Raw genomic sequence first — 24,391 nt, 5'->3', positions numbered from 1 at the left:
GTCACAAGGTTCTCCTACTGGAAGATGCTGAGGGGGTTGACCAGGTCTGCCGTGACGGTCAGCAACGTATAGCCGAGCACGACCACCAACACCACGTAGGTGGCGGGCATGAGCTTGAGGTAGTTGACCGGGCCTGCGGCGACTTTGCCGAAGGCCGCACGGATCATGTTGCGGATCTTTTCGTACGTCGCCACCGCGATGTGGCCGCCGTCGAACGGAAGCAGCGGCACCAGGTTGATCGCGCCGAGCACGAAGTTCAGCTGCGCCAGGAAGAACCAGAACGCCACCCACAACCCGGCCTCGACGGTCTCGCCGCCGATGATGCTGGCGCCGACGACGCTGATCGGCGTTTCCTTGTCCCGCTCACCGCCGCCGATGGCCTGCACGAGGGCGCCGATCTTGGTGGGGATCTTGGCCAGCGATTTGCCCAGCTCGACGACCATGTCGCCGGTGAACGAGATCGTGGCCGGCACTGCGGCGATCGGGTTGTACGGGGTGGGCGGGGCAACCTTGACCGCGCTGACGCCGATCGCGCCGACCGTGGCGGGCGTCTTGGCGTCCGCGCTGGTGAATCGCTGGGTCTGGGTGACGTCGACGACGGTCGTGATGGTCTGGCCGTCACGCTTGAGCTCGATGGTCACCGGGCCGTCGAGCTTGCGCACCGCGGCGGCCATCTGGCTGAAATCGGAGACCTTGGTGTCGCCGACCTTGACGATCTCGTCGCCGGATCGGATGCCGGCCTGCGCCGCAGGCCCCGGCCCCGTGCACTCATCCATCTTGTCGAGGCTCAGTTGCGCTGCAACACAACCGGTTTCGCCGACGATGGCGGTGGTGGGCTGAGTGATGTTGGGCAGACCCCACATGATCGCGATGGCGTACAGGAGCACCAGGCCGATGATGAAGTTCATTGCGGGCCCGGCGAACAGCACCGCGACGCGCTTCCACACCTTCTGCTTGTACATGGCGTACGGCCGGTCTTCGGGTGCGATCTCGTCGACCGAAGTCATGCCCGCGATATCGCAGAAGCCGCCCAGCGGGATGGCCTTGATGCCGTACTCGGTCTCCCCCAGTGCGTTGGGGCGCCGCGTCGACCACAGCGTCGGGCCGAAGCCGACGAAGTAGCGACGCACCTTCATCCCGGTGGCGCGCGCCACCCACATGTGCCCGCATTCGTGCAGTGCCACCGATACCAGGATGGCCAGCGCGAAGAGCGCGATGCCGATGACGAACATCATTTGGTGACGAGCCCTTTTCTCATGGATTTCTCCTCAAAGCGCGTGCCGATGCCCTCTCGTGCCTTTTCTCTGGCCCAGCGCTGCGCGTCGAGTACTTCTTCCACGGTAGCGGGTTCGGCAGCCCACTGGTCGGCAGCGTGCAACACGTCACCGACGGTGTCGACGATCGCCGGGAACGGGATCCGACCCTGAAGGAACGCTTCGGCTGACTCCTCGTTGGCCGCGTTGTACACCGCGGTCAGACAGCCGCCGCGAGTTCCGGCCTGCCGGGCAAAATTCACCGCGGGGAACACCTCGTTGTCCAGGGGCAGGAATTCCCAGGTGGAAGCGGTGGTGAAGTCGCAGGCCAGCGCCGCTCCGGGAACCCGCGACGGCCAGCCCAGCGCCAGCGCGATCGGCAGTTTCATGTCCGGCGGGCTGGCCTGGGCCAGGGTCGAACCGTCGGTGAAGGTGGCCATCGAGTGCACGATCGACTGCGGATGCACCACGACCTCGATGCGGTCGTAGTCGATGCCGAACAACAGATGGGTCTCGATCAGTTCCAGGCCCTTGTTGACCAGGGTCGCCGAGTTCAGCGTGTTCATCGGGCCCATCGACCAGGTCGGATGCTTGCCTGCCTGCTCCGGGGTGACCGATTCCAGGTCGGCGGCCGACCATCCCAGGAACGGGCCGCCCGAGGCGGTGAGGACGATCTTGGCGACCTCGTCGGGGGTGCCCCCGCGTAGGCACTGGGCCATCGCGGAATGCTCGGAGTCGACGGGAACGATCTGACCCGGTGCGGCAGCCTTGAGGACCAGCGGCCCACCCGCGACCAGCGACTCCTTGTTGGCCAGGGCCAGGCGCGCGCCGGTGGCCAGGGCAGCCAGCGTCGGTGCCAGCCCCAACGCCCCGACCAGTGCGTTGAGCACCACATCGGCCTCGGTGTTCTCGACCAGCCGGGTGACCGCGTCGGGACCGGCATAGGTCACGTCGCCGACCTTGTCGGCGGCCCGCTGGTCGGCGACCGCGATGTTGCCGACGCCGGTCGCGGCGCGCTGGGCAGCGAGCAGGTCGGGGTTACCACCACCGGCAGCCAGACCGACGACCTCGAACCGGTCGGGGTTGGCCGCGATGACCTCGAGCGCCTGGGTGCCGATGGATCCGGTGCTTCCGAGTATCAGCACACGCATTCTGTCGCTCACTGGTCCATTGTGCCGCGTGCCGGGCCCGGTGGCGCCGACGGTCACCGCATCCGGGCCGACGGGTCGGCGGTGGCCTCGATCTTGAGCACCAGGCCGTCGCGGATGGTCAGGGTGACGACCGCGAACAGCCGACGGCGGTCGTATGCCAGGAGAACCGGTACCCCGGCCGCCCCGCACACCAGGGTCGCGCCCGGCCCCAGGTAGCGCAGCAAGTTCGTCGCGACGGCGTCGGGGCCGTGGTTGATCTGCGGGGGCGGCGCCGGATCGACGAGGACCGTACCGACGCCCCACACGGTCGGGTCGAGCACCGAGGTCAGCGCCTGCACGTCACCGGTGGCGCATGCGGACATGAACTTCTCCATCACCTGGCGGTGTTCGACGACGGCGACATCGACGGGCCGGTGCGCGGCGGTGGTGAACTTCGCCCTGGCTCGGCGAGCCAGCTGCCGACAGGTTCCTACCGGCCTGCCGACCGTCTCGGCGATTTCGTCGAACGGCACCGCGAAAACATCGTGCAGCACGAATGCCACGCGCTCCCCGGGGCTGAGTCGGTTCAGCACCTCGAACAAGGCGGCGCGAACCTCGTCGTCGAGCGTGACCCGATCGGCCGGGTCCGCGTCCGCTGACGCCTTCGATTCCAGGACGACGCCCGGATCGGGACGCTCGAGCCGGGAACGGGCCGATCGAACGTGATCGAGGCAGAGCCGCCCGGTCACCACCGTGAGCCAGGCGCGTACGTCGTCGAGGTGCTCATGATCGGTACGGGCCAGCCGCAGGAATGCCTCCTGGGCGACGTCCTCGGCATCGCCGATGTCACCCACCATCTGATAGGCGAGATTGACCAGGTACGGGTGGTGTTCCCGCCAGGCCGCTTCGAGACCCGCTGATCCGTTCATGTGGTTACGACGAATCAGCGGCCCGGAAAGTTACCGGCGGCGGCTGTAACTTTTCCGGCGACCGCCCCGTCCTTGATGGCATGAACACAATTCTCGTCACGGGCGCAACCGGCAATGTCGGCCGCCCGCTTGTCACCGAACTCGTCCGTGCCGGTGCCTACGTGCGCGCCCTCACCCGCAGCCCCGAAACCGCCGGGTTTCCGCCCGGTGTCGAACTGGTCCGATCCGCCGCCGACGGCGTGGCGGGCGCCTCGGCGGTATTTCTCAACTCCCGTGCGTTGGGGCAGGAATTGGCCCCGACGGTCGAACTGGCCCGGGCCGCGGGCGTGAAACGTCTGGTCGCGTTGTCGGCGATCAACGCCGATGACGACGACTCGCGGCAACCGTCACGCGTGCGCGGGGACCGCAACCGCGAAGTCGAGCAGCTGGCCGTGGCCTCCGGCCTGGAGTGGGTCAGCCTGCGCCCCACGGTGTTCGCGTCCAATTTCGCGGGCATGTGGTCGGCACAGATCCGGGCCGGCGATGTGGTGAGCGGACCGTACGCCGGCGCATCCACCGCGGTGATCGTCGATGCCGACATCGCCGCCGTGGCCGCCGTGGCACTGCTGACCGACGACCTTGTGGGACAGCGTATCCCGCTGACAGGACCGCAGGCGCTGACCAACACCGAACTGGTGGACACGATCGGGCGCGTGCTGGAGCGGCCGCTGCACTATCGCGAGGTGCCCACCGACGTGGTGCGCCGGCGGTTCGTCGACCTGGGCTTTCCGGCGGCGTTCGCCGACGCGTACATGGGCCTGCTGGCCGACACCGTCGAGCGGCCGGCGCTGGTCACCCACGAGGTCGACAAGATTCTCGGACGCCCTGCGACCACGTTCGCCGACTGGGTCGACACACATCGTGGGTTGTTCGGCGATAGTTAAGGAGTACAAGACATGTCACAGAATATGACCGAGCCACAACCACCACGCTGGCTCAAGCCGATGAACAAGGTGATGATGGCGGTGCAGCGCCTCGGACTCCCCACCGGGCCGGCGATGGTGCTGACGGTTCCGGGTCGCAAAACCGGCAAACTCCGCAGCACTCCGATGACGCCGTTCGACCACGACGGTGGCCTGTACACGGTGGCGGGCTATCCCGGCTCGGACTGGGCGGCCAATGCCCGTGCCGCCGGCACGGGAACCCTCACCAGGGGCCGACGGTCCCGACCGGTCCGGATCGTCGAACTGACGCCGGACCAGTCGCGTCCGGTGCTGCGCGCGTTCGCGGTCAAGGTGCCGGTCGGCGTCGGCTTCGCCAAGCGCAGCGGCCTCGTGATCGACGGCACGCCCGATGAATTCGAGAAATTGGCCGGGCGCTTGACGGTGTTCCGGTTCGATCCCGCCTAGGAGCCGGCCGCCGACCCGACGGCGCGTCGGATCGAGATGTCTCCCGAGCCGGTGCGGGCGTGCACCATGAACGTCTCGTCTCCGTCGGCCGGCCCGTCGGAGGTTTGCAAGCCGTTGTCGACGGTGCCCGAGTGGGTCTTGAGCTCGAGCCGGGCCGCGGTGCCCTCCGGAATGCCGACTTCGACTTCACCGCTACCGGTCTGGGCGCTCAGGGCACCGCTGATCCCGACGCCGACAGTGACAGAACCCGACGCGGCCTGATGCCTGAGGTGCCCGCGCAGCGTCCCGACCGCCAGGCTGCCGCTGGCCGCCTGGAACTTGACGTCTCCATCGATGCGATCGATCGCCGCATCACCGGACGCCGTGGCGATCCGTGCGTTGCCCGCGACATCGCCGATCGAGATATCGCCGGATGCGCTGTCCGCCTTGATGTTCCCGGTGATGGTCGCCACCCGTACCGAACCGCTGGCAGAAGCGCAGCGGCAGTCCGAGTAGACGCCGTCCGCGTCGATGTCGGCCGACGCGGAGGACAGGTTCAGTCGGGAGCCGGCCGGCAGGGCGATGTCGACGCGGACCGCTCCCCCTCGTCCCAATGACAGGACCTTTCTGCCTGCGGTCACCACGAGGGTGCCGTTGTGAAAATCGACGCGGGCCTGTTCGGCCGCCCGCACATCGGAGGCGCGCTCGGGATCCCGCGGCTTGATGTCTACGACGGTGTCGTCACGGTCGGTGGCTGCCAGGTGCACCGCACCGGCAACGATCTCGACGACGGCCGTGATGGGTTCGGCTGTGTGGAACGTGGTCATCAGATTCTCCTTCGGTCGGATTCAGCGGACCCAGCCGCTGAAGTTCTTGTCGCCGCCACGGCTCGGACGTCCGGCCCCGCCGAGGGCCGCCGCAGCGGAACGTACGAGCCAGGCGTTCACCGACACACCTTCGCGGCGGGCGGCACCCTCCACTCCGGCACGCAGGGTCTCCGGGAGTCGCAATGACACCCGCCAGGTGCCGCCGCCGTCATCGTCGGGAACGTCCACTGACGGCGCCGGCGCGGGAACATCGGCCTCGGCGGGCTCGACGGTGAACTCGGGGTCACGGCCGTTGAGTCGGACATGCACGGATCCGGGTGCGAGTTCCCGCGTGATCTGCTCGGCCGCCTCGGACAGCGCTTCCAGCAGCGCGAGCCGCAACGCCGATTCCAGTGGTGCGGTCAGCCGCTGGGCCAACGCCTCCGCCTCGGCACCTCCCGCTGCCGCGGCGACGCCGAGCTCGTACCGGACGGTCTCGACATACGGTTGCAGATCCATGATGTCATGGTGACATCATTTTGATGTCACCACAAGCGTCAGCCCGCGCGGAGTTACTTCAGCTTTGCGATGAAGGTCTCCGCGAAGCGCTCGATGGGACCGCGGAATCGGTCGGCGCCGGTGGCACCGTTGGGCGCTGTCAGCCAGGGCGCGCACATCACCGCGGTGATGCCGAGGTCCTCGGCCCGCTTGTACAGATCCGGCGAGGGTGGATCGAGCAGGGCCAGGATGATGTCGAACGGCTCGTGTTGCCGCCCGTATTCACGGCGCAGTTCGGCCAGCCGGGTGGCGTAGGGGGTCGCCTGTTCAAGTGTGTAGGCGTAGCCGATCCAGCCGTCACAGGATCGGGCCGCGCGCCGCAGCGCCGCCTCGGATTCACCACCACACAGGATCGGCACCGGCTCGGGCGGGTGAGGTTCGATCATCAGCTCGGGAACCGAGTAGTAGCGCCCCTCGTACGAGACCCAACCGCCACGCCAGATCTCGCGCAGTGCCGGGATCATCTCGTCGAGCCGCTTGCCGCGGGTGCCGAAATCCTGGCCCATGAGCTCGAATTCCTCCCGCATCCAGCCGACACCGACGCCGAGGGACACCCGTCCACCCGAGATCACCGCGGCCGTTGCCACCTGCTTGGCGACCTCGAGCAGCGGACGCGCGGGTGCCACGTACACGGCGTTGGAGAAACGCAGCCGATGCGTGAGCGCCGCCATCGCCCCGATCAGTACCCAGGAGTCCGGCCAGCTGGTCTCCGGTGCCCACGGGGGCTTACCGGTCGGCGAATCCGGATACGGCGACGAAAGTTCGCGCGGGTAGATCATGTGGTCCGAGCACACCATGCCGTGGTAGCCGGCCTCGTCGAGCAACGGCGCCACCGTCAGCGCGTCGGCGACATCCATGAATGCCGTACCGCTCCAGAACTGCATCTACCAAACCCCTCTGTGTTTTCCGGTGTGTTCATAGGCAGCATGGACACATGCCCACGCTCCTGTGGTTTCGGCGAGACCTGCGCTGCTTCGACCATCCCGCCCTGCTGGAGGCAGCACAACGGGACGGCGAGGTACTGGCCTGTTATGTGCTCGATCCGCGATTGGAGGCATCCTCGGGTGCGCGTCGCCTGCAATATCTGTATCGGGCGTTGCGCGAGCTGTCCGACAATCTCGACGGAAATCTGCTGGTGACCCGCGGCCGACCCGAGCAGCGGATTCCGGCGCTGGCCCGGGCCATCAGCGCTACCTCGGTGCACGTCTCGCAGGACTACGCGCCGTTCGGGCGGCGTCGCGACGACACGGTCCAGGCGGCACTCGGCGAGACCGCCCTGTGCGCAACGGGATCGGGCTACCTGGTGTCGCCCGGCCGGATAACCAAACCGGATGGCGCACCGTACCGGGTGTTCACGCCGTTCTTCCGCGCCTGGCGCCGGCACGGCTGGCGTGCTCCTGCGGATACCGGACCCGATTCGGCGCGCTGGATCGACCCCGCGGACACCCCGGCAGGCATCTGCGATCGCATCGAAATTCCTTCTGTGACCGAGGCTCTGACGTTCGACGCGGGTGAGCGCGCGGCGAGGTCGCAGTGGCGGGAATTCGTGGAGCAGGGATTGCCCGACTACCCGGCCCATCGCGACCGCCCCGACCTCGACGCCACCAGTCGGATGTCGGCGCACCTCAAGTTCGGCACCATCCACCCTCGGACCATGGCGGCTGACCTCGCCTCCGGCAATGACGCCTATCTGCGGGAGATGGCCTTCCGCGATTTCTACGCGGCGGTGCTGCATCACTGGCCCGACAGTGCGTGGCGGAATTGGAATCGCGATTTCGACGCGATCGAAGTGGATGACGACGAGGCGGCGCTGCGGGCGTTCGAGGCCTGGAAGGACGGCCGGACCGGGTTCCCGATCGTCGATGCCGGGATGCGGCAACTGGCCGCCACCGGGTTCATGCACAACCGGGTGCGCATGATCGTGGCTTCGTTCCTGGTCAAGGACCTGCATCTGCCCTGGCAATGGGGTGCGCGCTGGTTTCTCGAGCAGTTGGTCGACGGTGATCTGGCCAACAACCAGCACGGGTGGCAGTGGGCGGCCGGTTGCGGCACCGACGCCGCGCCGTACTTCCGCGTTTTCAATCCGGACCTGCAGGGCGCGAAGTTCGACCCCGACGGCGATTACATCCGACGCTGGGTCCCGGAGTTGGCCGATGTCGCCGACGTGCACAAACTGGGTACCGGCCGGCCGACGTCGTACCCGGAACCGATCGCCGACCACGCCGAGGAGCGACTCGAGGCACTGCGGAGGTACCGACGCCTGGGTTGACCCCCCACGGTCGGCATACGACACAGCGTCGTATGCCAGAATGTCCGCAAGCCAAGCCAGAAGGCAGTTCGATCCGGAGGAGCAAAAGTGGTCAGCACCGAGGTGGAGCGCAGCAACGGCGTCGACGTCGAGGAAGTGCCCTCGGCAGCGTGGGGCTGGTCGGATCTGAACATCAAGGTGATCCACATCGGCGGCATTCTCTCGGCGATCTTCCTGCTGGTCATGATGCACGGCAACCACATCGGGCACGTTGAGAACTGGTTCCTCATCACGTTCGCGGCGCTCATCCTCCTGGCCGTGGCCCGGAACATCTGGATGCGCCGCCGCGGCTGGATTCGCTAGCCGCACATCGCGCATGCCTGCCCTACAACCGGGCCGGCACATCGATCGAGGTATCCACCGGTCGCATCGGGCGGATCAGCCCTTCCTGGGCGAATGACGCCAACAGTTCACCGTCCTCGGTGTGCACCTGACCGCGGACATACGACATCCCCTGTCCGGCCGCGGTGCTCTCATGGCCGTAGAGCAGCCAGCCATCCCATTCCACGGCTTCGTGGAAGCTCACCGATGTCGACATCAACGCCGTAGACACCGTGGCATGCGCCTGCGCTGTGCCCACCCCGCGATGCGGTCGCATCGTGGTGGAGATGCCGAGTTGCCCGGTGAAATACGCCAACAACGCCTTGGCGAGGTCGTCGCGTTCGGGAATCGGGTCATAGCGCAGCCACGCATAGAGTTCGGGCGGTCCCACCTCGTCGGGACTGTTCACATCGACCACGTCGACCAACCGCAACTCGTGGCCGAGCATGGCCCGCCCGGCCGGATGGGCGTCGTCCGGTGTCTCGACGTCAGGTCGCAGCGCATGGTGGCTGACCACATCGTCGGTCGGCACATCGGCCAGCACGGTCACGGTCGCGCACAGCCGTGAATCCTGACCCACGGCGACCACCGCGGTCGCCGTCGAGCGCCCCTCGTGCACCACACTGACCGCCAGCTCAACCGTAGAGTCGATCTCGACCGGCCGGGTGAAGACCGCATGCGCGGACCGAATCGTCTTGTCCGGGAATCGCTTTGCCGTCGCGACGATGGCCTGGCCCAGCGCCTGCGCACCCTTGGCCACCCGCCTGCCGTCGGTTCCGGCCGGTCCGGTCACGCCGACGAATCGATCTGGACCGGCGGGTGTCACGTCGAACACCTCGAGCAGGCCCGCGACCGATGCCTGCGCCGGCATCAACACACCGGAACCAGGTCCGCGTCGAGCAGGCCCGCGGACCGCCCGCACCGGAACAGCGTCTCCACCTGGTCGACCGACGCCGGGTCCGCCCCGGCCACCGCCAACGCGTGAGCCTTGAACGCCAGCGCGGCCGCGCTCGGCCGGTACCGCGCCCGCTGGATCTGCAGGCCGAGACCGTCTGGGCCCCGCGACCCGAAAAAGACCACATCGCCACCGGGATTGCGCATGGTGAGCCCGTGGTCACCGGGCTCGAAGCAGGAGGCGCCGATGGCTGTCATCACCACCGCGTCCGCCTCCGCCGATCGCCACAGCCCGCTCGGGCCAACGGCTTTGAGCCCGAGGATGCCCAGCGCACGCTCATCTCCGACCTCGTCGGCGGCGACGCTGACTCGCCAGCCCGCCATCGCCCGGTCGAACAACCATCCGCCGATGTCCGACACCACGTCGGCGACATCGTCCGCCACCACATTCAGCTCGTACTGCAGAGCCTTCTCGGGACGGATCCGCGGCCGGGCGAACGGGACCGCGAGCGCATCGCCGCCGCCGCGCACCTCGGACAACTGTGCGGACATTCCTGACTGTGGGGACATAGGGCATCCAATCCGGGTCCAAGGGGCTGATCGGCCCGACACTCTCGACAGGGGCATTGCGGTGTGGCCCGCCTCACCCAACAGCGTGACATTCTCAAGAGAATCTGTAAAGCTTCTATCTTGACGCAGCAGTCGGCCTGACGATCGGCACCGATGCGTCCCGAAGACGCGCCCGGGTCCCGGCCCATCAGCCAAATTGGAGGTGCTGCAATGAGTCTCGTCGCAGGGCGGGGTCCGTTGAGTACACAACCGGCCGGTTGGTTCACGCCCCCGCTGGCCGATGGCACGGTCTACATCGAGCCTCACCCGCGCCGCATCCAGGCCTTCCGCGGCGATGCCGCAGTGCTCGACACCGAGCACGCCCTGATGGTGCATCGCGCCGGCCACCCGCTCAGCTATGCGTTCCGCAGCGATGATGTCGGCGATCTTCCGCACGAGCCGGTGGTCGAGGCACCGGGCTATGTCGCGGTGCCCTGGGACGCCGTCGAAGCGTGGTTCGAAGAGGGACGCAAGCTGGTGCACTACCCGCCCAACCCCTACCACCGGGTCGACTGCCGGCCGACCCGCCGCGGCCTGCGGGTGACGGCCGGCGACGCGGTCCTGGTCGACACCGACGACACCATCATCGTGTTCGAGACGGCCCTGGAACCGCGGCTCTATGTGGATCCCGCCCGGGTCCGCACCGATCTGCTGCGGCCCAGCACGACCACCTCGTACTGCAACTACAAGGGCACGGCCGCCTACTGGTCGGTGGTCGCCGGCGGCACCGTGATCGCCGACGTGGCCTGGAGCTACCCCGACACCCCACCGGAGTCCCTGCCCATCCAGGGGTTCCTCAGCTTCGACGCAACCCGTGCAGACGTGCTCGCCGAACTCCCCTCGTCCGGGACGTCGGCCACGTGCGGCTGCGAACTCTGACCTGCAAACCCACGACAACCTGCATCACCGAGGAAGGCACCCGACATTGGGCATCGTGACCACCAGCTCCGAGACGGCTTTCACCCAATCCGCTGAGGAGGTCTATGACTTCGTCACCAATCCGGCGAACTGGGTGAAGACGTATCCGGGCAGCGCGCACATCGGCGGACTACCGGAGCGGATGCCGCTGCAGGTCGGTGACACCTGGACCGAGGCCGGACCGGACGGCGCACAGATCTATACCTGGCATCTGGCCATCGCCATGCGACCGCGCATGTGGGTGTTCAATTCGGTGGGCCGGCTCGGCCACGACAGTGACGGGAACGGCGGCATGGAAGGCCGTATCACCGTGCAGTACCAGTTCACCCGACCGGGCAACGACATCACACTGTTCAGCCGGACGATGACCATCGAGGCCTACAAGGATTCCCCGCTGCCGGACGCACTGTTCCGGGTGGTCAATCCGGCCAACATCGACAGGTATCACGCCGCGGTGGGTCGGGAGCTGGCGCTGCGCTGAGCCGCGAATCAGGCGACCGCGGCTGAGCCGCGAATCAGGCAACCGCGGCTGAGCCGCGAATCAGGCAAGCGCGGCGCCGCCCTCGAAATCGTCGGACAGCGCCGCCGCCAACTCCAGGGTGCGACGCCGGAACTGCGGGCGCAGCAGGTCGAAATGGATCTCGGTGCCCGCGGCGATGTGCTTGTCCCACGGCAACACGAACACCCGGCCCGGGGCCACATGCTTCTGGAACTGGTGCACCAGGTCGCCGGTGTTCACATTGGGTTTGCGGGGCCCGACGTGGTTGACCACGACGCAGGAGCGGTTCAGCAGGTCCTGGTAGCCGTTGTGGCGCAACCAGTCCATGGTCACCGCGGCCTGCCGGGCACCGTCGATCGAGGCACTCGCCACGATCACCGCACCCGAAACCGTCGCCAGCACACCGCGGCTCGCGGGGGCGAACATGTCCGCCGCGCAATCGGCCAGGACCAGGTTGTAGTGCTTGGAGACCGTGGCGGTCGCGGCGTTCCAGTCGGCATCGTTGAAGGCGCGGCTGGCGCCGCTGTACTCATCGCTGGACAGCACCTCGAGCTTGGACTCGTTCATGCTGGTGAAGGCCCGGACATCGTTGTACCGCGACAGGTCCTTGGCGGCCAGGAGGTCGCTGACCGTCGCCGCGGACTGCCGTCCCACCCGGTCGGCCAGATTGCCGCTGGCCGGGTCGGCGTCGACCGCGAGGATCCGGTCGCCGCGCACCGCGCTCAGCACCGATCCGAGCGCCACCGTGACGGCGGTCTTGCCGACGCCGCCCTTCAGGCCGAACACCCCGATCTGGTGGGATTCGCGGGCCGTGCGGCGCACCCGGGCATACAGGTCCAGTTCGTAGAGTTCGTCGCGGGACAACCCGAGGTTGAGGCGGGTGGTGACGTAGACCGCCCGCCGCCAGCCGCGTCGTGGCTGCATCTTGACCGAGGAACGCACGCCGACGCGGGAGAGGTTGTCGATGGCGCGGGGTTCGCCGGGCGCGGCCGCCGGGATCGGTTGTTCCAGAATCCAGCTGCCCGCCGAGGACGACCCGCTGATCGGGCGGCCCGGAACCACGGGCAGCTTGGCGGTGATCTCCGCTTCGCGGGGAGCGGCGAAATTCGAGGTCAGAACGACCGGTGGCGTCGACACCCTGGCGTCGCCGTGCCGGGACCGCCCGGTCGGCAGCGCCGCGACCGGGCCGCCCAGGAGGGCGTCAAGCCCGCCGTACGCCAGCGGGTCCCTGGCGTGTTTGGCATCTCCGGAGTACATGAGCCGGTCGTCGTCGGCCGACATGAATACCTCTCAATCGCTCACTCGCTCCCGACGCGACCAGGTTGCCCTCGGGTGCGCCGCCACACCGCCGGGGCCATCGTCGCACCGGCCGTACCGATTGTCCGCGCGAGTTTCACTTGCAACAGACCTGCATTATTGCCCACAACGTCGATCACAACCACCGCCGAGCGACCGCCCGGATCCCCCAGCTACCAGCTCAACCATGCAGTGCACGGCGCATCGCGGCACCCTGTAGCGCGAAAAGCTGTTGGCTGACCTCACACTCCGGAAGCAGCGATTCGAAGCCGTGGCACGTCCCGGGGAACAGATGCAGTTCCGTGGCAACGCCCGCGGCCAACAGCCGACGCGCATAGTCGAGCGCTTCGTCGCGCAGCGGATCCAGCTCCGAGCAGGTGATCAGCGCCGGCGCCACACCGGCCAGCGAGACCGCCCGGGCGGGCACAGCGGCCTCCGGCACGTCCCGGCCGCCCGCATAGTGCCGCCACATCGCGACGGTCGCCGGACCGTCGAAGCCCGGGGTGTCTGCGAACTCCTCCTTCGACCGGGTGGACCGGTCGTCGAGCACCGGCTGGTGCAGCGCCTGGAACACGATGGGGGGCGCGGAGCCTGCCGCGGAATGCTGCGCCAGGAGCGCGGCCAGCGAGCCGCCCGCGCTGTTTCCGGCCACCGCGATGCGGCCCGCGTCGATGTCGAGCTCGCCGGCCAGCGTGGCCGCCCAGTTGAGCACCACCATCGCGTCATCGAAGGCGGCCGGATAGGGATACTCGGGCGCGAGCCGGTAGTCCATGGCGATCACCGTGCACCGGGCACGCCGGGCCAACTCCACACACTGGATCTGGTCGGTGTCCAGGTTGCCCAGGACGAAGGCACCTGAATGGCAGTACACCACCGCGGGCGACGGCGACGGTCCACCGCGGTAGATCCGCACCGGGATGGTGCGCCGTCCGAGCGCGACGCGGGCGCCGATGATCTCCACGCCGGGCGTGTCCAGGACCTGGGCAGCGTCCCGGCGTCGCTGATCCAGTGAGGTACGCACCACGCCCAACTGGTCCGAGGACAGGTCGGTGCGCGCCTCGGCAAATCCGTGCAACGCGGGGTCGAGGCGCTCCAGCCATGACATGGCTCAGCCGTCCGTCCGATCGGCGGCCGCGGAGACCGGGGCCGGGTAGTTGGTGGGCGGTTCGAAAGTGTAGTCGGCGGACCGGAACCGGCGGGTCATCGACCAGAATGCGCGGGCACTGCGTGGCCATTGGGTGACCACCCGGCCGCTGGGTGCCCGGAAATAGCTGCTGCACCGGGTCAGCCACACTGTGCCCTGCATCCACCGGTCGATGTCGGCGAGAAACGCGGTCATGGCGCTGGGACGCACCGCCACATAGGCCTTACGTTTGCGCCGAAGGTGTTTCAGTGCCCGAACCACGTATCGAGCCTGCGCCTCCAGGATGAAGATGACGCTGTTGGAGCCGACATTGGTGTTGGGCCCGTAGAGCATGAAGAAGTTGGGGAAGCCGGGCACCGCCATCCCCAGGTAGGCGAATGCCCCGTCACTCCAGGTGTCGTGCAGCGACACCCCGTTTTCGCCGGTCACCTCGATCTGCCCGAGATAGTCGGCGGCCGCATACCCGGTGGCGCACACCACCACATCGACGTCGAGTTCCCGGCCGTCCTCGGTGACCAGAGACCGGGCCCGTAGCGCACGGGCCGGGCTGGACACCACCTCGACGTTGGGCCGGGTCAGGGTGGCGATGAAATCCGGCGAGAACACCAACCGCTTGCAACCCAGCGGATGGTCCGGGGTGAGCCGTGCCCGCAGTTCCTCGTCGGCAACCGTTGATTCGAGGAGGTTGAGCGCGAGCGCCTTGAACTCCCGGGTCTTGTCGCTGCCGTTCTCGATCACGGCGATGTTGGACTCGCTGCGTAGCCAGAGCCGGGTCCGGTAGATCTTCTTCGCGAACGGCACGTGGGCGAACAGCCAGCGTTCCCGCGCGGTGTACGGCCGGTCGGGTTTCGGCAACACCCAGGTCGCCGAGCGCTGGACCGAATACACCTTCTCGGCGACCTTCGCCATCTCCGGAACCACCTGGGAGGCAGTCGATCCGGTACCTAGTACGGCAACGCGAGCCCCGTCGAGCGCGACGCCGTGGTCCCACTCGGCGGTGTGCATGAGGGTGCCCGTGAACGGCTCCTCCTGTACCAGCTCCGGTCGCAGCGGTTGGGTGAACAGGCCGATCGCCGAGACCACGACGTCGAAGCGGTGCTGCACACCGGCCCCGGTGGTCAACACCCAGTTGTTGGCACCGGAATCCCAGTGCGCCGCAACGATCTCGGTGTTCAGCCGCAGGTGCGAGCCCAGCCGGTAACGCTCGGCGCACCGCTCGAAGTACTCCAGGATCTCCGGCTGCCCCGCCCACAGCCGGCTCCAGCCCGCGTTGAGATCGAAGGAGTAGGAGTACAGGTGCGACTTCACGTCACAGGCCAGGCCCGGATAGGTGTTGATCCGCCACGTTCCACCGACGCCGTCTTCGCGGTCAAAGATGGTGAAATCGTCGAAACCCGCCTTTTTCAGAAAGATTCCGAGCGCCAGCCCGCCCGGGCCGGCACCGATGATCCCCACTGAGGGTGAGCTGGACATGCGCACTATCCGATCTGCAAACATTGGCCGCCGTCGACGAGGAGTTCTGAGCCGGTGATGAAGGTCGCCTGGCCCGACAACAGAAACGCCACGGCGTCGGCGATTTCGCTCGGCTTGCCCAACCGGCCCAAGGTGGCCCGGTCGGCCAGCCGGGCCTGGGTCGACTCGTCGAGCATCGGAGTCTCGACAGGGCCCGGGAACACCGCGTTTACCCGGATACCGTCGCGGCCCAGTTCGGCGGCCGCCAGTTGGGTGAGCCCGCGCAGCGCCCACTTCGACGACCCGTAGGCCGCATGGTTCGGAAACGGCCGGACGGCGCCGGTGCTGCAGGTGTTCACCACGGCAGCGCCTTCGGCCTGCCGGAGCGACTCCAGCGCCGCCTGCAATCCGAGGAACGGCCCCAGGCAGTTGACCCGCCAGGAACCTTCGAATCCGGCCGCCGTTTCCTCGGCGATCGGGGCCCGATGCAGCACACCAGCGTTGTTGACCAGCGCGTTGAGCCCACCGAACCGCTCGACGGTGGCCCGCACCGCGGCCTGCCACTGCTCGGACGAGGTCACGTCCAGCTGGACGGCCAGCACCCGGTCACCGAATTCGGCTGTGCTGGCGGTCAGTTCGTCGATCAGCAGATCACCCGCTGTCACCCGGTAGCCGTCGGCCACCAGTCGGCGCACGATGGCCGCGCCCTGGCCGCGTGCGGCGCCGGTCACCAGCGCGACCCGGTCGCCGCTCGGCACTGCTCCTGCGTTCAGTTGTAGCCTCCTCGTTCGGTGCCGGTCGCGGCCTGCCCGGGTGCGAGCGGTCCGCCGGCGCTTCCTGTTGCCTCATCGAGGTGCTCGGCGGCACCACGGCGTAGCGCCTGGGATTCCGAGGCCAGGGTGATCATCTGGAAACCCAAGTCGGCCACGGCCTTTCCGAGCTTCCCTGCTCCGGCGTGGATTCCGGAGACCAGTCCGGCCGCGTGGGCGGCAGTCTGGACCGCGACCATCGCCGCCCGCACCTCGGGGTGCGTCCAGGCATCGGAGAGTTGGTATCCCATCGAGATGGCCAGGTCCGCCGGACCGACGTAGATCCCGGTGAGGCCGGGCACCGCACAGATCTCCTCGGCAGCGGCCAGACCCCGCGCGGTCTCGATCATCGCGAACACACTTGCCCGGGCCTCCAGCTCGGCGGTGTCGTGTCCGAGGCTCGCCCGCAATGGCCCGAAGCTGCGCACCCCGGCCGGGGCGTAACGGGTGGCCGCGACCGCAGCGGCCGCCTGTTCGGTGGATTCCACCATGGCGATGATCACCGCGTCGGCGCCCGCGTCGAGCACCCGGCCGATCGGCGCGGGGTCGGCCGAGGGCAGCCGCACCGCGGTGGCGATCGGCACATGCTCGAGCCGGCGCAACAGCAGCGCCACGTCCGCATCATCGAGATAGCCATGCTGGACGTCGAATCCGACGTAGTGGTAACCCGCCGCCGCGAACTCCTCGGGGCCGAGGATCGTCGGCCCGACCACCCAGCCGCCCCACACCTGGGCGTTGGCGGCCAACGCGTCCTGCAGTCTGCTCGGGCTCACCGGGTGATCGCGATCTTGACGCGCTCGGGCACGGGACGGCAGGCCAGTTCGAACGCCGCCTGCACATCGTCCGAGCCGAACGTGTGGGTCACGTACCTGGGTAGCAGGTCGGGATGCTCCCGGGCGAATTCGTCGGCCCGGCGCAGCACACGCTGACGGTCCAGTGTGACACCGGATTTGAGGGTCAGATTGTTCCGCAACATGGTGCGCATGCTGATCGGATAGCTGTCGTCGTCAGGCACCCCGAAGTAGAACACCGTGCCCCCGAACGCGGAGGCTTCCAATGCATGGTTGAGCGTGGCGACCTGGTGCCCGACGGCTTCGATGACGACATCGGGTTTGCCGACCGGTCCCAGGTGCCGGACCCAGCGGTCGCTCGTGGCCCGGACCGCGTCGTCGACCCCGAAGTGCGCGCTTACCGAAGAACGGTCCAGCGGGTCCACCCCGGTGACCCGCGCGGCACCGAAAGCCTTTGCAACATAGGAGAACAGCAAGCCGATCGAGCCCTGTCCGATGACGGCGACGTGGCGGCCTCGCAGATCCGGCAGTTGCTCGACGGCGTACAAGACGCATGCCAGCGGCTGCAGGCCGACGGCCAGTTCCGGGGTCAGCGCCGGGTCGTGGGAGACCAGCCCGGCTCCGTCGGCGATCACGCGGCCCATCAGACCATCGAAGCCCGACGCCCAACCCACCACGCGCTCCCCCGGCCGGTGATCGGGATGGCGGCTGGCCAATACCTCGCCGACGATCTCGTGGATCGGGAAGCCGTTCATCTCCGCCGCACAGCATCCGGTGTCCCCCGGCAACTTGCCTTGGGTGCCACGGAATCCGGGCAGGTCACTGCCGCAGATCCCGGCGGCGAGGAAGTCGAGCAGCACCTGGCCGTCGGTCAACGATTCCGGCGATGGTTCTGAAATATCTTTCCGCTCAAACGTATAGGGAGCGACGAGCCGATACGACCACACGTCACACCTCCACGGGGATGTTGTTCCAGCCCCACTGGAAACTCGACGGCGGCCGGGATGCCGCGGCCTCGTCGATGCGATAGTCGGGCACGCGTTTGAGGAACTCCTGGATCATGATCGTGATCTCCAGCCGGGCCACATGTACGCCGAGACAGAAATGCTGCCCGTGGCCGAACGACAACAGCCGTTCGATGGGCCGGTTCCACACGAATTCGTCCGGATCGTCGTATTCCCGTTCGTCGCGGGCCGCCGAGGCCAGCAGCGTGATGACACGTTGGCCGGGATTGATGGTGGTGCCGTGAACCGCGTAGGGCCGCCGTACCGTTCGGGCGAACCACTGCGCCGGGGCGCTGTGCCGGATGATCTCCTCTCGGGCGACCGGCACATTGCCGTCGAGATCGGAACGCACTGCGGCCAACTGGTCGGGGTGCCGAAGCAGCTGCCACAGCCCGGTCGCGGTGATCTTCGGGACCGTCTCGGTACCGCCGATGAACACACCGAGCATCTGCACCGCGGCTTCCATGTCCCCGAAGGCCGACCCGTCGGGCAGCCGGAAGTCGATCAGGGCATCGGCGATGGGCACGCTGCCGTCATGGCCCGCCGCGCGCCGCCGCTCGATGATCGGGGTGAGGTAGGACAGGTAGCCGGGGCGGGCGTTGCCGACCTCGACCCCCTCCCCGGGTTGCGCGAGGCTGCCCGCGTTGACCGTCGCCAACACCTCCGGCGCCAGATCGGCTGGTAATCCGACGAATTCGCAGACCATCGCGGCGGCGACGATGCCGCCGTAGTCCTGCGTCAGGTCGAACGTGCCGCGCGGCAACAACTCGTCCAGACGCTCGTTGGCCAACGTCCGGATCCTCTCGGCCAACTTGGCCGCCGATCGCGGCCGGAACTGCGCCGACGTACACCGCCGTACGTTCTCGTAGAGCGGAGAATCGAAATTGGCATGGAAGGGCATGGGATGAAGTGGCGGATCGGGCACCGGGCCGACGTTGCGATGCGCCAGCACGTTCGCGGCCGGCAGGGTCCCCTCGGAGGCGACGAAGGTTCCGTCGTTGACTCCGAGCATGTTCCAGATGTCATCGAACCGGGACAGCGCGTACGTGTCCCATTTGTCGATATAGTACACCGGGTACTCGTCGCGCAGGATCCGGTAGTACGGCAACGGGTTGGCCATCACGTCCGGATCGAACGGATCGTAGGTGAAATCCTGCAGCACAGGCTGTTTCATGTCAGGGTTACTTCAGCGGTGACGGCGGCAGGGCCGAGAGGATGGAGTCCTCCCAGCCGTCGCGAAGCGCGGGGGCCACGCTCATCCAGGTGACGATCTCCGCGGGCGGGTCGCCCTTCCACGACGGGTAATGGTTCTCGAAGCAGTCCCAATCGTCGTCGAGTGCCCAGTAGTGGATCACCTCGTTGAACCGGAAGGTGGTGATGAACGAGCCCAGCCAGCGCTTGCCGGTGCTCTCCGACCACGGCACATACAACCGCTCGAGTTCCCGGATGTAGTCGTCCTGGCGCCCGGGCTTGGTCTCCATGATCTCCTGAATAACCAGGCCCGCACCGAAGTTCGCCTCTTGGAGCTGAGCGAGAGTCCTGTTGTACTTGCCGGCGTACATGATCCGGCCCTCGCCGCGGGCCCCGAGCTCGGACAGGTATGTCGCCCACTGGAGTGCGGGCTTCTCATGACTACCCCCGACCGCCTGTGCCTTGCCGATGCGGGCGTAGTCGGAGAATGCGTCGATCTCCCAGATGATCGTCACCTGCGGCCAGTGCCCGTTGTAGGGCGTGGTCTCCCAGATCGCGAACAGCCGGGCGCCGAGGTCCTCCATCATCGGCCGGTAGACCTCACCGAAGGTCTCGGTGAACTGGTCGGTCCGACCCGACCCCAGGTCGATGGTCTCGTGCAAATACAGCAGCGTGTGGCCGTAGAACTTCTTCATCACAACGCTCCGATAGTTGACAGTGGCACCATGCGAGCGTGACACTTGTGGCGTGTTTTGTAAAGGTGCGGGGACATGACTGCGGGAACCGAACAAACCGGGACAACCGAACTGGCGCATGGTTTCTGTTTCGGCGAGGGGCCACGCTGGTTCGAGGGCATGCTGTGGTTTTCCGACATGCTGGGCGAGGCGGTGCACACCGTCACGCTGTCAGGCTCCATGACCACCCTGCCTGTACCCGGACATTCGCCGTCCGGGCTGGGTTTCCGGCCCGACGGCACCCTGCTGATCGTGTCCACCGAGCGCCGCCAGGTGCTGCGTTACGACGGCGACACCGTCGAACTGCTGACTGATCTCAGCGACCTGGTCCCCGCAGCCCTCGGTGACATGGTGGTCGACGAGCACGGCCGCGCCTATGTCGGATCCCAGGCCCGCATCGGGGGCGAGCGCAGCGACGGGGAGGGTCGGGGCGGGGTGATCGTGCGTATCGACCCCGACGACCAGGTGACGGTGGTAGCCGAACATCTCGACTTTCCCAACGGCATGGCGATCACCCCGGATGGCACCACCCTGATCGTCGCGGAGTCCACCGCGCGACGACTGAGCGCCTTCACCATCGATGCCGACGGCGGCCTCGCCGACCGGCGGGTGTTCGCCGAGGGTCTCGACGGCCCGCCGGACGGCCTCGCGATCGACGTCGAGGGCGGGGTGTGGGCAGCATTGACCTTGGCGCACGAGTTCCAGCGGTTCGCCGCCGGCGGACAGGGCGAGGCGACGGTCACGCACCGGATCGACGCCGACGGCCGCACCGCGATCGCGTGTGCCCTGGGCGGCGCCGAGGGACGCACCCTGTTTCTGGTCACCACCACCGACGCCTATCCGGAACGCCTGATCGGCACCAAACTGTCGCGGGTCGACGCGCTGATGGTCGAAATCCCCGCACCGGGCGATCACGACACCCACCATCACCACTGAACGGTAGAAATGTCTGACTCTTACTACGAGCTGATCGACGAGACCGACGCGATCGGTGAGAGATTCCGCGCGACCGACATGGCCCGCGGCACCTGGTCGGCGGCCATCCAGCACGGTGCGCCGGTGTCGGCCTTGCTGGTGCGTGCGTTGGAACGCTGTGAGTACCGCGCCGACACCCGGCTGAGCCGGGTAGCCATCGATCTGATGGGCGGGGTGCCGTCGGAAGGTGACCTGTGGGTGCGCGCACAGCTGGAACGACCGGGCAAGCAGATCGAACTGGTCAGGGCCGAAATGCTGGCGCCCGGACCCGACGGCGCTCCCCGGGTGGTGGCGCGGGCCGGCGGTTGGCGGATGTCGCGACTCGACACCACCGCTCTCACCCACACTGGCGTCGAGCCGCTCCCGCCGCTGGCGCAGGCCCGCAGCCGCGACATGGCCAAGAACTGGGAGACCAACTACGTGCACAGCGTGGATTGGCGCTGGCTGACCGTGCCGCAGGCGCCCGGACCGGGTGAGTCCTGGCTCAAGCCGACGGTCGACGTGGTCAAGGGCGAGCCGATGACACCGTTGCAACGGTTGTTCGCGGTGGCAGATGACGCCAACGGCATCGGCTCCAAGATCGACATCCGTAAGTGGACGTTCCTTAACACGGACCTGGTGGTGCACATCCATCGGGTACCGGACGGCGAGTGGATCGGCATTCGCGCCGATACGAACTACGGCCCCGACGGCATCGGCGCCACGGTGGGGACGCTGTTCGACCAGACCGGCGCGGTGGGCGCGATCCAGCAGTCGGTGCTGGTGCGGCCCCGCCCACCGAAATCTTCCTAGCGCGAGCAGACGCGGAAGTACCCTGTCGACACCAAAATTGGGTACCTACGTGTCTGCTCGCCGAAGAACGTCACGGGTCAGGCCGGCCACACTCGCCACACCCATCGACGTCAGCGTCGAGCGGCCCTCGATGTGGCGGAAGAGGTGCACCGTCTGGAAACGGTGTCGCACTCCATCTTCCGTGATGTGGTCGGTGACTGCGTGACGATCGTCGCCGTCGCCGTCGCCGACGGCGAGCGGATCACCCTGCTGCTGGGCGCGGCCAACCGCGATCCGCGACGCTGGGAGCGCCCCCACGAATTCGACATCACCCGGCGCAAGCTGTCCCACCTGGGATTCGCGTTCGGCCTACACAGTTGCCTCGGCATGAACCTGGCGCGCCTGCAGGCCCAGATCTTCGTCGAGGACCTGATCGACACCGTGGGCGACTGGCAGCTGGCCGGCCCCCTGGACTACGGCACCAACTACACGGTGCGCGGGCCGTGCCGGGTGCTGATCGCGGCCGCCTGACATTCAGCCCCGCATCCGCAGGGCGGTCGCCGGGCATTGAGTCACGGCCTGCTGCAAGCGTTCCCGGTCGCTCTCCGGGTGATCATCGCCGTGTATGTGCACCATGCCCTCGTCGGAAACCTCGAACACGTCCTCGGCGATCGATTCGCAGATGCCATGCCCGGTGCACTTGCCCAGATCGACTTCGACGCGCATCGGGTACCGACCTACGCGACGTGCGCGGGCACGCGCTTGATGCCGTGCACGAAGCTGCTGTACAGCAGTTCGGGCTCACCGAATTCGACGGTCCTCAGCCGGGTCAGCAGCTCGCGGAACAGGTGCCGCAACTCGGTCTTGGCCAGCTGGTTGCCCAGACAGAAGTGCGGGCCGCCACCGCCGAACCCGACCTGCGGATTGGGAGAACGGCTCAGGTCGAAACGCCGAGGGTCGGTGAACACCGACTCGTCCCGGTTGCCCGAGCAGTAGAACAGGCCCACCTTCTCGCCTGCTCTGATCTGCTGGCCGGCCAGCTCGACGTCCTCGGTGGCATGCCGCGCGAACTGGATCACCGGGGTGGCCCACCGCACGAATTCCTCTGTGGCCAGGCCGATCCGGTTGTCGAAATCCTCCAACAGCCAATCCTTCTGGTCCGGATTGGCAGCCAGCGCCATCATCGCGTGAGTGGTGGTCTGCTTGGTGGTGTCGTTGCCCGCCGAGGCCAGCAGGATCAGGAACGCCCCGATCTCCTCGTCGGTCAGCCGGTGCCCGTCGACCTCGGCGTTGACGATGCTGGTCATCAGGTCGTCACCGGGATTGGACCGCCGGAACTTGGCCAGCTCCACGCCCGTGTTCGAGATCAGCATGATCTCGTTGATGGTGGCCATCGCGCGCTCTTCGAGCGACGAGTACTCGTCATCGCTCATGCTGAACAGCTTCTCGGCCGCCTTGGCCAGCGCGGGCTGATCGGCGGCGGGTACACCGAGCATGTCGGAGATCGTCCGCATCGGCAGCTGCGCCGAGCACGCGTCAACGAAGTCGACGTCCCCGGCACCGATCAGGTCGTCGACGACGGCGACGGCGTTGCGGTGGATCTGCTCCTCGATCTTGCGCACATTCCGCGGGGTGAACGCCGAGCTGATCAGGCGGCGGTACGTGGTGTGCTCGGGCGGATCCATCATCAGGAAGAAGGTGGCGAACTTCTGCACGTCGGCCGGCATCGGATCCAGCGCAACGCCCTGGGTCGAGGTGAACAACTCAGGGTGCTGGCTCACGAACTGGATGTCGGCGCGGCGGGTCACCGCCCAGAAACCGGGCTCCTCGACATCGAACAGCGTCGACAGCGGCTGATGCCAGCTGAGGCCCTCACCCGCACGCAACTGCGCGAATGTCTCGTCACGCTCGGCGAAGGGCCGGCTCCAGAAATCGTGCGACGTGATGTCGAATGGGCTGTATTCGCGTGCCTGCGGTGAGCTGGCAACTGTCACGGTGTTCCCTCCTGCACGGGCGTCCGACAACGGTGTCGCGCCACGAATTAGCGTGACAGTTCGGCTATAGTTTGTAAAGCTGTGGGCATGGCGGAAATATCGTCCATCGACGACGACAGCAGCACCCGCGGACGGATCCTGGCCGCGACCGCCGAGGTGCTCGGAGCCAACGGCATGACCAAGCTCAGCCTGTCCGAGGTCGCCCTGCAGGCCGGGGTTTCCCGGCCCACGCTCTACCGCTGGTTCGCCTCCAAACAAGAACTGCTCGACGCATTCGTGGTGTGGGAGCGCAAGTACTACGAACAGGCCGTGGCCCAGGCCTCCGCCCACCTGCCCGACAACGAACACCTCGACGCCGCGCTGCGCACCGTCGTCGAGTATCAGCAGTCCTACCCGGGCCTACGCATGGTCGACATCGAACCGGAACATGTCATCAAGCGCCTCACCCAGGTGATCCCGCTGATGCGGGAACGCCTGCAGCGACTGACAACCGGGCCGGATGCCGACATCGCAGCGGCCACCGCGGTGCGGGTGGCGGTCTGCCACTACCTGGTGCGCAGCGACGACGCCGACGATTTTCTGGCGCAGCTACGCCACGCCGCCCGGGTAAAACATCAGCATTGACCAGGTCTTTTCAC

28 protein-coding genes are annotated in these 24,391 nt (G+C 67.4%); 10 read left to right on the top strand and 18 right to left on the bottom strand.

The window, feature by feature from the left end; translation table 11 throughout:
* Positions 1–14 precede the first annotated feature (14 nt).
* The 3 genes from EH231_RS02590 to sigI are packed head-to-tail and all read right to left on the bottom strand — an operon-like array spanning position 15 to position 3,312.
* Positions 15–1,235 carry a M50 family metallopeptidase gene (locus EH231_RS02590; RefSeq protein ID WP_090425171.1) on the bottom strand — a complete coding sequence of 407 codons (1,221 nt, stop codon included), beginning with the start codon at positions 1,233–1,235 and terminating at the stop codon, positions 15–17.
* A complete protein-coding gene (dxr, locus tag EH231_RS02585; protein WP_124714152.1) occupies positions 1,232–2,404 on the bottom strand; it encodes a 1-deoxy-D-xylulose-5-phosphate reductoisomerase in 1,173 nt (390 codons plus the stop codon). The genes EH231_RS02590 and dxr overlap by 4 nt, the downstream gene beginning before the upstream one ends.
* A gap of 53 nt (positions 2,405–2,457) precedes the next feature.
* Positions 2,458–3,312 carry an RNA polymerase sigma factor SigI gene (gene sigI / locus EH231_RS02580; protein ID WP_124711814.1) on the bottom strand — a complete coding sequence of 285 codons (855 nt, stop codon included), beginning with the start codon at positions 3,310–3,312 and terminating at the stop codon, positions 2,458–2,460.
* 80 nt (positions 3,313–3,392) lie between these two features.
* Here sigI and EH231_RS02575 point away from each other — a divergent pair, with 80 nt between their 5' ends.
* Together EH231_RS02575 and EH231_RS02570 are read left to right on the top strand one after the other, a co-directional pair.
* Positions 3,393–4,235 carry an NmrA family NAD(P)-binding protein gene (locus tag EH231_RS02575; RefSeq protein WP_124711813.1) on the top strand — a complete coding sequence of 281 codons (843 nt, stop codon included), beginning with the start codon at positions 3,393–3,395 and terminating at the stop codon, positions 4,233–4,235.
* A gap of 24 nt (positions 4,236–4,259) precedes the next feature.
* Entirely contained in the window at positions 4,260–4,700 is a 441-nt protein-coding gene (locus EH231_RS02570) for a nitroreductase family deazaflavin-dependent oxidoreductase (protein ID WP_090425167.1), read from the top strand.
* On the opposite strand, the gene EH231_RS02565 is transcribed toward EH231_RS02570, so the two are convergent.
* From EH231_RS02565 to EH231_RS02555, 3 genes are read right to left on the bottom strand one after another with little or no spacing between them, the layout of a single operon-like run.
* Positions 4,697–5,506: a DUF4097 family beta strand repeat-containing protein gene (locus EH231_RS02565; protein ID WP_124711812.1), complete on the bottom strand. Its 810-nt coding sequence runs from the start codon at positions 5,504–5,506 to the stop codon at positions 4,697–4,699. The genes EH231_RS02570 and EH231_RS02565 overlap by 4 nt on opposite strands.
* A gap of 21 nt (positions 5,507–5,527) precedes the next feature.
* Positions 5,528–6,004, bottom strand: a complete 477-nt coding sequence (locus tag EH231_RS02560) for a histidine kinase (RefSeq protein WP_124711811.1) — start codon at positions 6,002–6,004, stop codon at positions 5,528–5,530.
* Positions 6,005–6,057: 53 nt separating this feature from the next.
* Entirely contained in the window at positions 6,058–6,927 is an 870-nt protein-coding gene (locus tag EH231_RS02555; RefSeq protein ID WP_124711810.1) for a TIGR03619 family F420-dependent LLM class oxidoreductase, read from the bottom strand.
* Between the two features lie 50 nt (positions 6,928–6,977).
* Between EH231_RS02555 and EH231_RS02550 the strand changes: the two genes are divergently transcribed.
* Positions 6,978–8,312, top strand: coding sequence for a cryptochrome/photolyase family protein (locus EH231_RS02550; protein ID WP_124711809.1), 1,335 nt, complete (start codon positions 6,978–6,980; stop codon positions 8,310–8,312).
* A gap of 87 nt (positions 8,313–8,399) precedes the next feature.
* Positions 8,400–8,654 (top strand): DUF2631 domain-containing protein, encoded by a 255-nt coding sequence (locus tag EH231_RS02545; RefSeq protein ID WP_090425162.1) that lies wholly within the window; start codon positions 8,400–8,402, stop codon positions 8,652–8,654.
* A gap of 22 nt (positions 8,655–8,676) precedes the next feature.
* Here the strand turns inward: EH231_RS02545 and EH231_RS02540 are convergent, their stop codons facing one another.
* Together EH231_RS02540 and EH231_RS02535 are read right to left on the bottom strand one after the other, a co-directional pair.
* Positions 8,677–9,543 (bottom strand): acyl-CoA thioesterase, encoded by an 867-nt coding sequence (locus EH231_RS02540; protein WP_124711808.1) that lies wholly within the window; start codon positions 9,541–9,543, stop codon positions 8,677–8,679.
* Positions 9,543–10,118 carry a hypothetical protein gene (locus tag EH231_RS02535; protein ID WP_124711807.1) on the bottom strand — a complete coding sequence of 192 codons (576 nt, stop codon included), beginning with the start codon at positions 10,116–10,118 and terminating at the stop codon, positions 9,543–9,545. The genes EH231_RS02540 and EH231_RS02535 overlap by 1 nt, the downstream gene beginning before the upstream one ends.
* 228 nt (positions 10,119–10,346) lie before the next feature.
* Between EH231_RS02535 and EH231_RS02530 the strand changes: the two genes are divergently transcribed.
* A complete protein-coding gene (locus EH231_RS02530; RefSeq protein WP_124711806.1) occupies positions 10,347–11,054 on the top strand; it encodes a DUF427 domain-containing protein in 708 nt (235 codons plus the stop codon).
* Positions 11,055–11,100: 46 nt separating this feature from the next.
* Positions 11,101–11,574: a polyketide cyclase gene (locus EH231_RS02525; RefSeq protein ID WP_090425159.1), complete on the top strand. Its 474-nt coding sequence runs from the start codon at positions 11,101–11,103 to the stop codon at positions 11,572–11,574.
* A gap of 60 nt (positions 11,575–11,634) precedes the next feature.
* On the opposite strand, the gene EH231_RS02520 is transcribed toward EH231_RS02525, so the two are convergent.
* From EH231_RS02520 to EH231_RS02485, 8 genes are all read right to left on the bottom strand, one after another.
* Positions 11,635–12,873 (bottom strand): MinD/ParA family ATP-binding protein, encoded by a 1,239-nt coding sequence (locus tag EH231_RS02520; protein ID WP_090425158.1) that lies wholly within the window; start codon positions 12,871–12,873, stop codon positions 11,635–11,637.
* 196 nt (positions 12,874–13,069) lie between these two features.
* On the bottom strand, positions 13,070–13,993 hold the full coding sequence (locus EH231_RS02515; protein ID WP_090425157.1) for an alpha/beta hydrolase: 924 nt from the start codon (positions 13,991–13,993) through the stop codon (positions 13,070–13,072).
* Between the two features lie 3 nt (positions 13,994–13,996).
* Entirely contained in the window at positions 13,997–15,505 is a 1,509-nt protein-coding gene (locus EH231_RS02510; protein WP_409542520.1) for a flavin-containing monooxygenase, read from the bottom strand.
* A gap of 5 nt (positions 15,506–15,510) precedes the next feature.
* Complete coding sequence (locus tag EH231_RS02505) at positions 15,511–16,242, bottom strand: SDR family NAD(P)-dependent oxidoreductase (RefSeq protein ID WP_090425155.1); 732 nt, start codon at positions 16,240–16,242, stop codon at positions 15,511–15,513.
* Between the two features lie 11 nt (positions 16,243–16,253).
* Positions 16,254–17,066 carry an HpcH/HpaI aldolase family protein gene (locus EH231_RS02500; protein ID WP_090425154.1) on the bottom strand — a complete coding sequence of 271 codons (813 nt, stop codon included), beginning with the start codon at positions 17,064–17,066 and terminating at the stop codon, positions 16,254–16,256.
* The gene (locus EH231_RS02495) at positions 17,063–18,031 is read right to left on the bottom strand and encodes a zinc-binding dehydrogenase (RefSeq protein ID WP_124711804.1); all 969 of its coding nucleotides are present in this window, start codon (positions 18,029–18,031) and stop codon (positions 17,063–17,065) included. Before EH231_RS02495 ends, EH231_RS02500 begins: the two co-directional genes overlap by 4 nt.
* 1 nt (position 18,032) lies before the next feature.
* Complete coding sequence (locus tag EH231_RS02490; RefSeq protein WP_090425152.1) at positions 18,033–19,262, bottom strand: cytochrome P450; 1,230 nt, start codon at positions 19,260–19,262, stop codon at positions 18,033–18,035.
* Between the two features lie 7 nt (positions 19,263–19,269).
* Complete coding sequence (locus EH231_RS02485) at positions 19,270–19,974, bottom strand: NIPSNAP family protein (RefSeq protein ID WP_124711803.1); 705 nt, start codon at positions 19,972–19,974, stop codon at positions 19,270–19,272.
* A 75-nt stretch (positions 19,975–20,049) separates the two neighbouring features.
* Between EH231_RS02485 and EH231_RS02480 the strand changes: the two genes are divergently transcribed.
* The 3 genes from EH231_RS02480 to EH231_RS02470 are packed head-to-tail and all read left to right on the top strand — an operon-like array spanning position 20,050 to position 22,290.
* Positions 20,050–20,949 carry an SMP-30/gluconolactonase/LRE family protein gene (locus tag EH231_RS02480; RefSeq protein WP_124711802.1) on the top strand — a complete coding sequence of 300 codons (900 nt, stop codon included), beginning with the start codon at positions 20,050–20,052 and terminating at the stop codon, positions 20,947–20,949.
* Positions 20,950–20,958: 9 nt separating this feature from the next.
* Positions 20,959–21,780, top strand: a complete 822-nt coding sequence (locus EH231_RS02475) for a thioesterase family protein (RefSeq protein ID WP_124711801.1) — start codon at positions 20,959–20,961, stop codon at positions 21,778–21,780.
* Between the two features lie 36 nt (positions 21,781–21,816).
* Positions 21,817–22,290, top strand: a complete 474-nt coding sequence (locus EH231_RS02470; protein ID WP_124711800.1) for a cytochrome P450 — start codon at positions 21,817–21,819, stop codon at positions 22,288–22,290.
* A gap of 3 nt (positions 22,291–22,293) precedes the next feature.
* On the opposite strand, the gene EH231_RS02465 is transcribed toward EH231_RS02470, so the two are convergent.
* Positions 22,294–22,485 (bottom strand): ferredoxin, encoded by a 192-nt coding sequence (locus tag EH231_RS02465; protein ID WP_090425147.1) that lies wholly within the window; start codon positions 22,483–22,485, stop codon positions 22,294–22,296.
* 11 nt (positions 22,486–22,496) lie between these two features.
* Complete coding sequence (locus EH231_RS02460; RefSeq protein WP_090425146.1) at positions 22,497–23,753, bottom strand: cytochrome P450; 1,257 nt, start codon at positions 23,751–23,753, stop codon at positions 22,497–22,499.
* 87 nt (positions 23,754–23,840) lie between these two features.
* Between EH231_RS02460 and EH231_RS02455 the strand changes: the two genes are divergently transcribed.
* Positions 23,841–24,377 (top strand): TetR/AcrR family transcriptional regulator, encoded by a 537-nt coding sequence (locus EH231_RS02455; protein WP_090425145.1) that lies wholly within the window; start codon positions 23,841–23,843, stop codon positions 24,375–24,377.
* Positions 24,378–24,391 lie beyond the last annotated feature (14 nt).

The sequence above is a fragment of the Mycolicibacterium nivoides genome, assembly GCF_003855255.1.
Lineage (GTDB): Bacteria > Actinomycetota > Actinomycetes > Mycobacteriales > Mycobacteriaceae > Mycobacterium > Mycobacterium nivoides.
This window is presented reverse-complemented; position numbering and strand designations above follow the sequence as displayed.

Coding starts and splice junctions, on each gene's coding strand:
- EH231_RS02590 (WP_090425171.1), bottom strand. CDS start 1,235: ATGATGTTCGTCATCGGCATCGCGCTCTTCGCGCTGGCCATCCTGGTA.
- dxr (WP_124714152.1), bottom strand. CDS start 2,404: ATGCGTGTGCTGATACTCGGAAGCACCGGATCCATCGGCACCCAGGCG.
- sigI (WP_124711814.1), bottom strand. CDS start 3,312: ATGAACGGATCAGCGGGTCTCGAAGCGGCCTGGCGGGAACACCACCCG.
- EH231_RS02575 (WP_124711813.1), top strand. CDS start 3,393: ATGAACACAATTCTCGTCACGGGCGCAACCGGCAATGTCGGCCGCCCG.
- EH231_RS02570 (WP_090425167.1), top strand. CDS start 4,260: ATGACCGAGCCACAACCACCACGCTGGCTCAAGCCGATGAACAAGGTG.
- EH231_RS02565 (WP_124711812.1), bottom strand. CDS start 5,506: ATGACCACGTTCCACACAGCCGAACCCATCACGGCCGTCGTCGAGATC.
- EH231_RS02560 (WP_124711811.1), bottom strand. CDS start 6,004: ATGGATCTGCAACCGTATGTCGAGACCGTCCGGTACGAGCTCGGCGTC.
- EH231_RS02555 (WP_124711810.1), bottom strand. CDS start 6,927: ATGCAGTTCTGGAGCGGTACGGCATTCATGGATGTCGCCGACGCGCTG.
- EH231_RS02550 (WP_124711809.1), top strand. CDS start 6,978: ATGCCCACGCTCCTGTGGTTTCGGCGAGACCTGCGCTGCTTCGACCAT.
- EH231_RS02540 (WP_124711808.1), bottom strand. CDS start 9,543: ATGCCGGCGCAGGCATCGGTCGCGGGCCTGCTCGAGGTGTTCGACGTG.
- EH231_RS02535 (WP_124711807.1), bottom strand. CDS start 10,118: ATGTCCGCACAGTTGTCCGAGGTGCGCGGCGGCGGCGATGCGCTCGCG.
- EH231_RS02530 (WP_124711806.1), top strand. CDS start 10,347: ATGAGTCTCGTCGCAGGGCGGGGTCCGTTGAGTACACAACCGGCCGGT.
- EH231_RS02520 (WP_090425158.1), bottom strand. CDS start 12,873: ATGTCGGCCGACGACGACCGGCTCATGTACTCCGGAGATGCCAAACAC.
- EH231_RS02515 (WP_090425157.1), bottom strand. CDS start 13,993: ATGTCATGGCTGGAGCGCCTCGACCCCGCGTTGCACGGATTTGCCGAG.
- EH231_RS02510 (WP_409542520.1), bottom strand. CDS start 15,505: ATGTCCAGCTCACCCTCAGTGGGGATCATCGGTGCCGGCCCGGGCGGG.
- EH231_RS02490 (WP_090425152.1), bottom strand. CDS start 19,262: ATGAAACAGCCTGTGCTGCAGGATTTCACCTACGATCCGTTCGATCCG.
- EH231_RS02485 (WP_124711803.1), bottom strand. CDS start 19,974: ATGAAGAAGTTCTACGGCCACACGCTGCTGTATTTGCACGAGACCATC.
- EH231_RS02480 (WP_124711802.1), top strand. CDS start 20,050: ATGACTGCGGGAACCGAACAAACCGGGACAACCGAACTGGCGCATGGT.
- EH231_RS02475 (WP_124711801.1), top strand. CDS start 20,959: ATGTCTGACTCTTACTACGAGCTGATCGACGAGACCGACGCGATCGGT.
- EH231_RS02465 (WP_090425147.1), bottom strand. CDS start 22,485: ATGCGCGTCGAAGTCGATCTGGGCAAGTGCACCGGGCATGGCATCTGC.
- EH231_RS02455 (WP_090425145.1), top strand. CDS start 23,841: ATGGCGGAAATATCGTCCATCGACGACGACAGCAGCACCCGCGGACGG.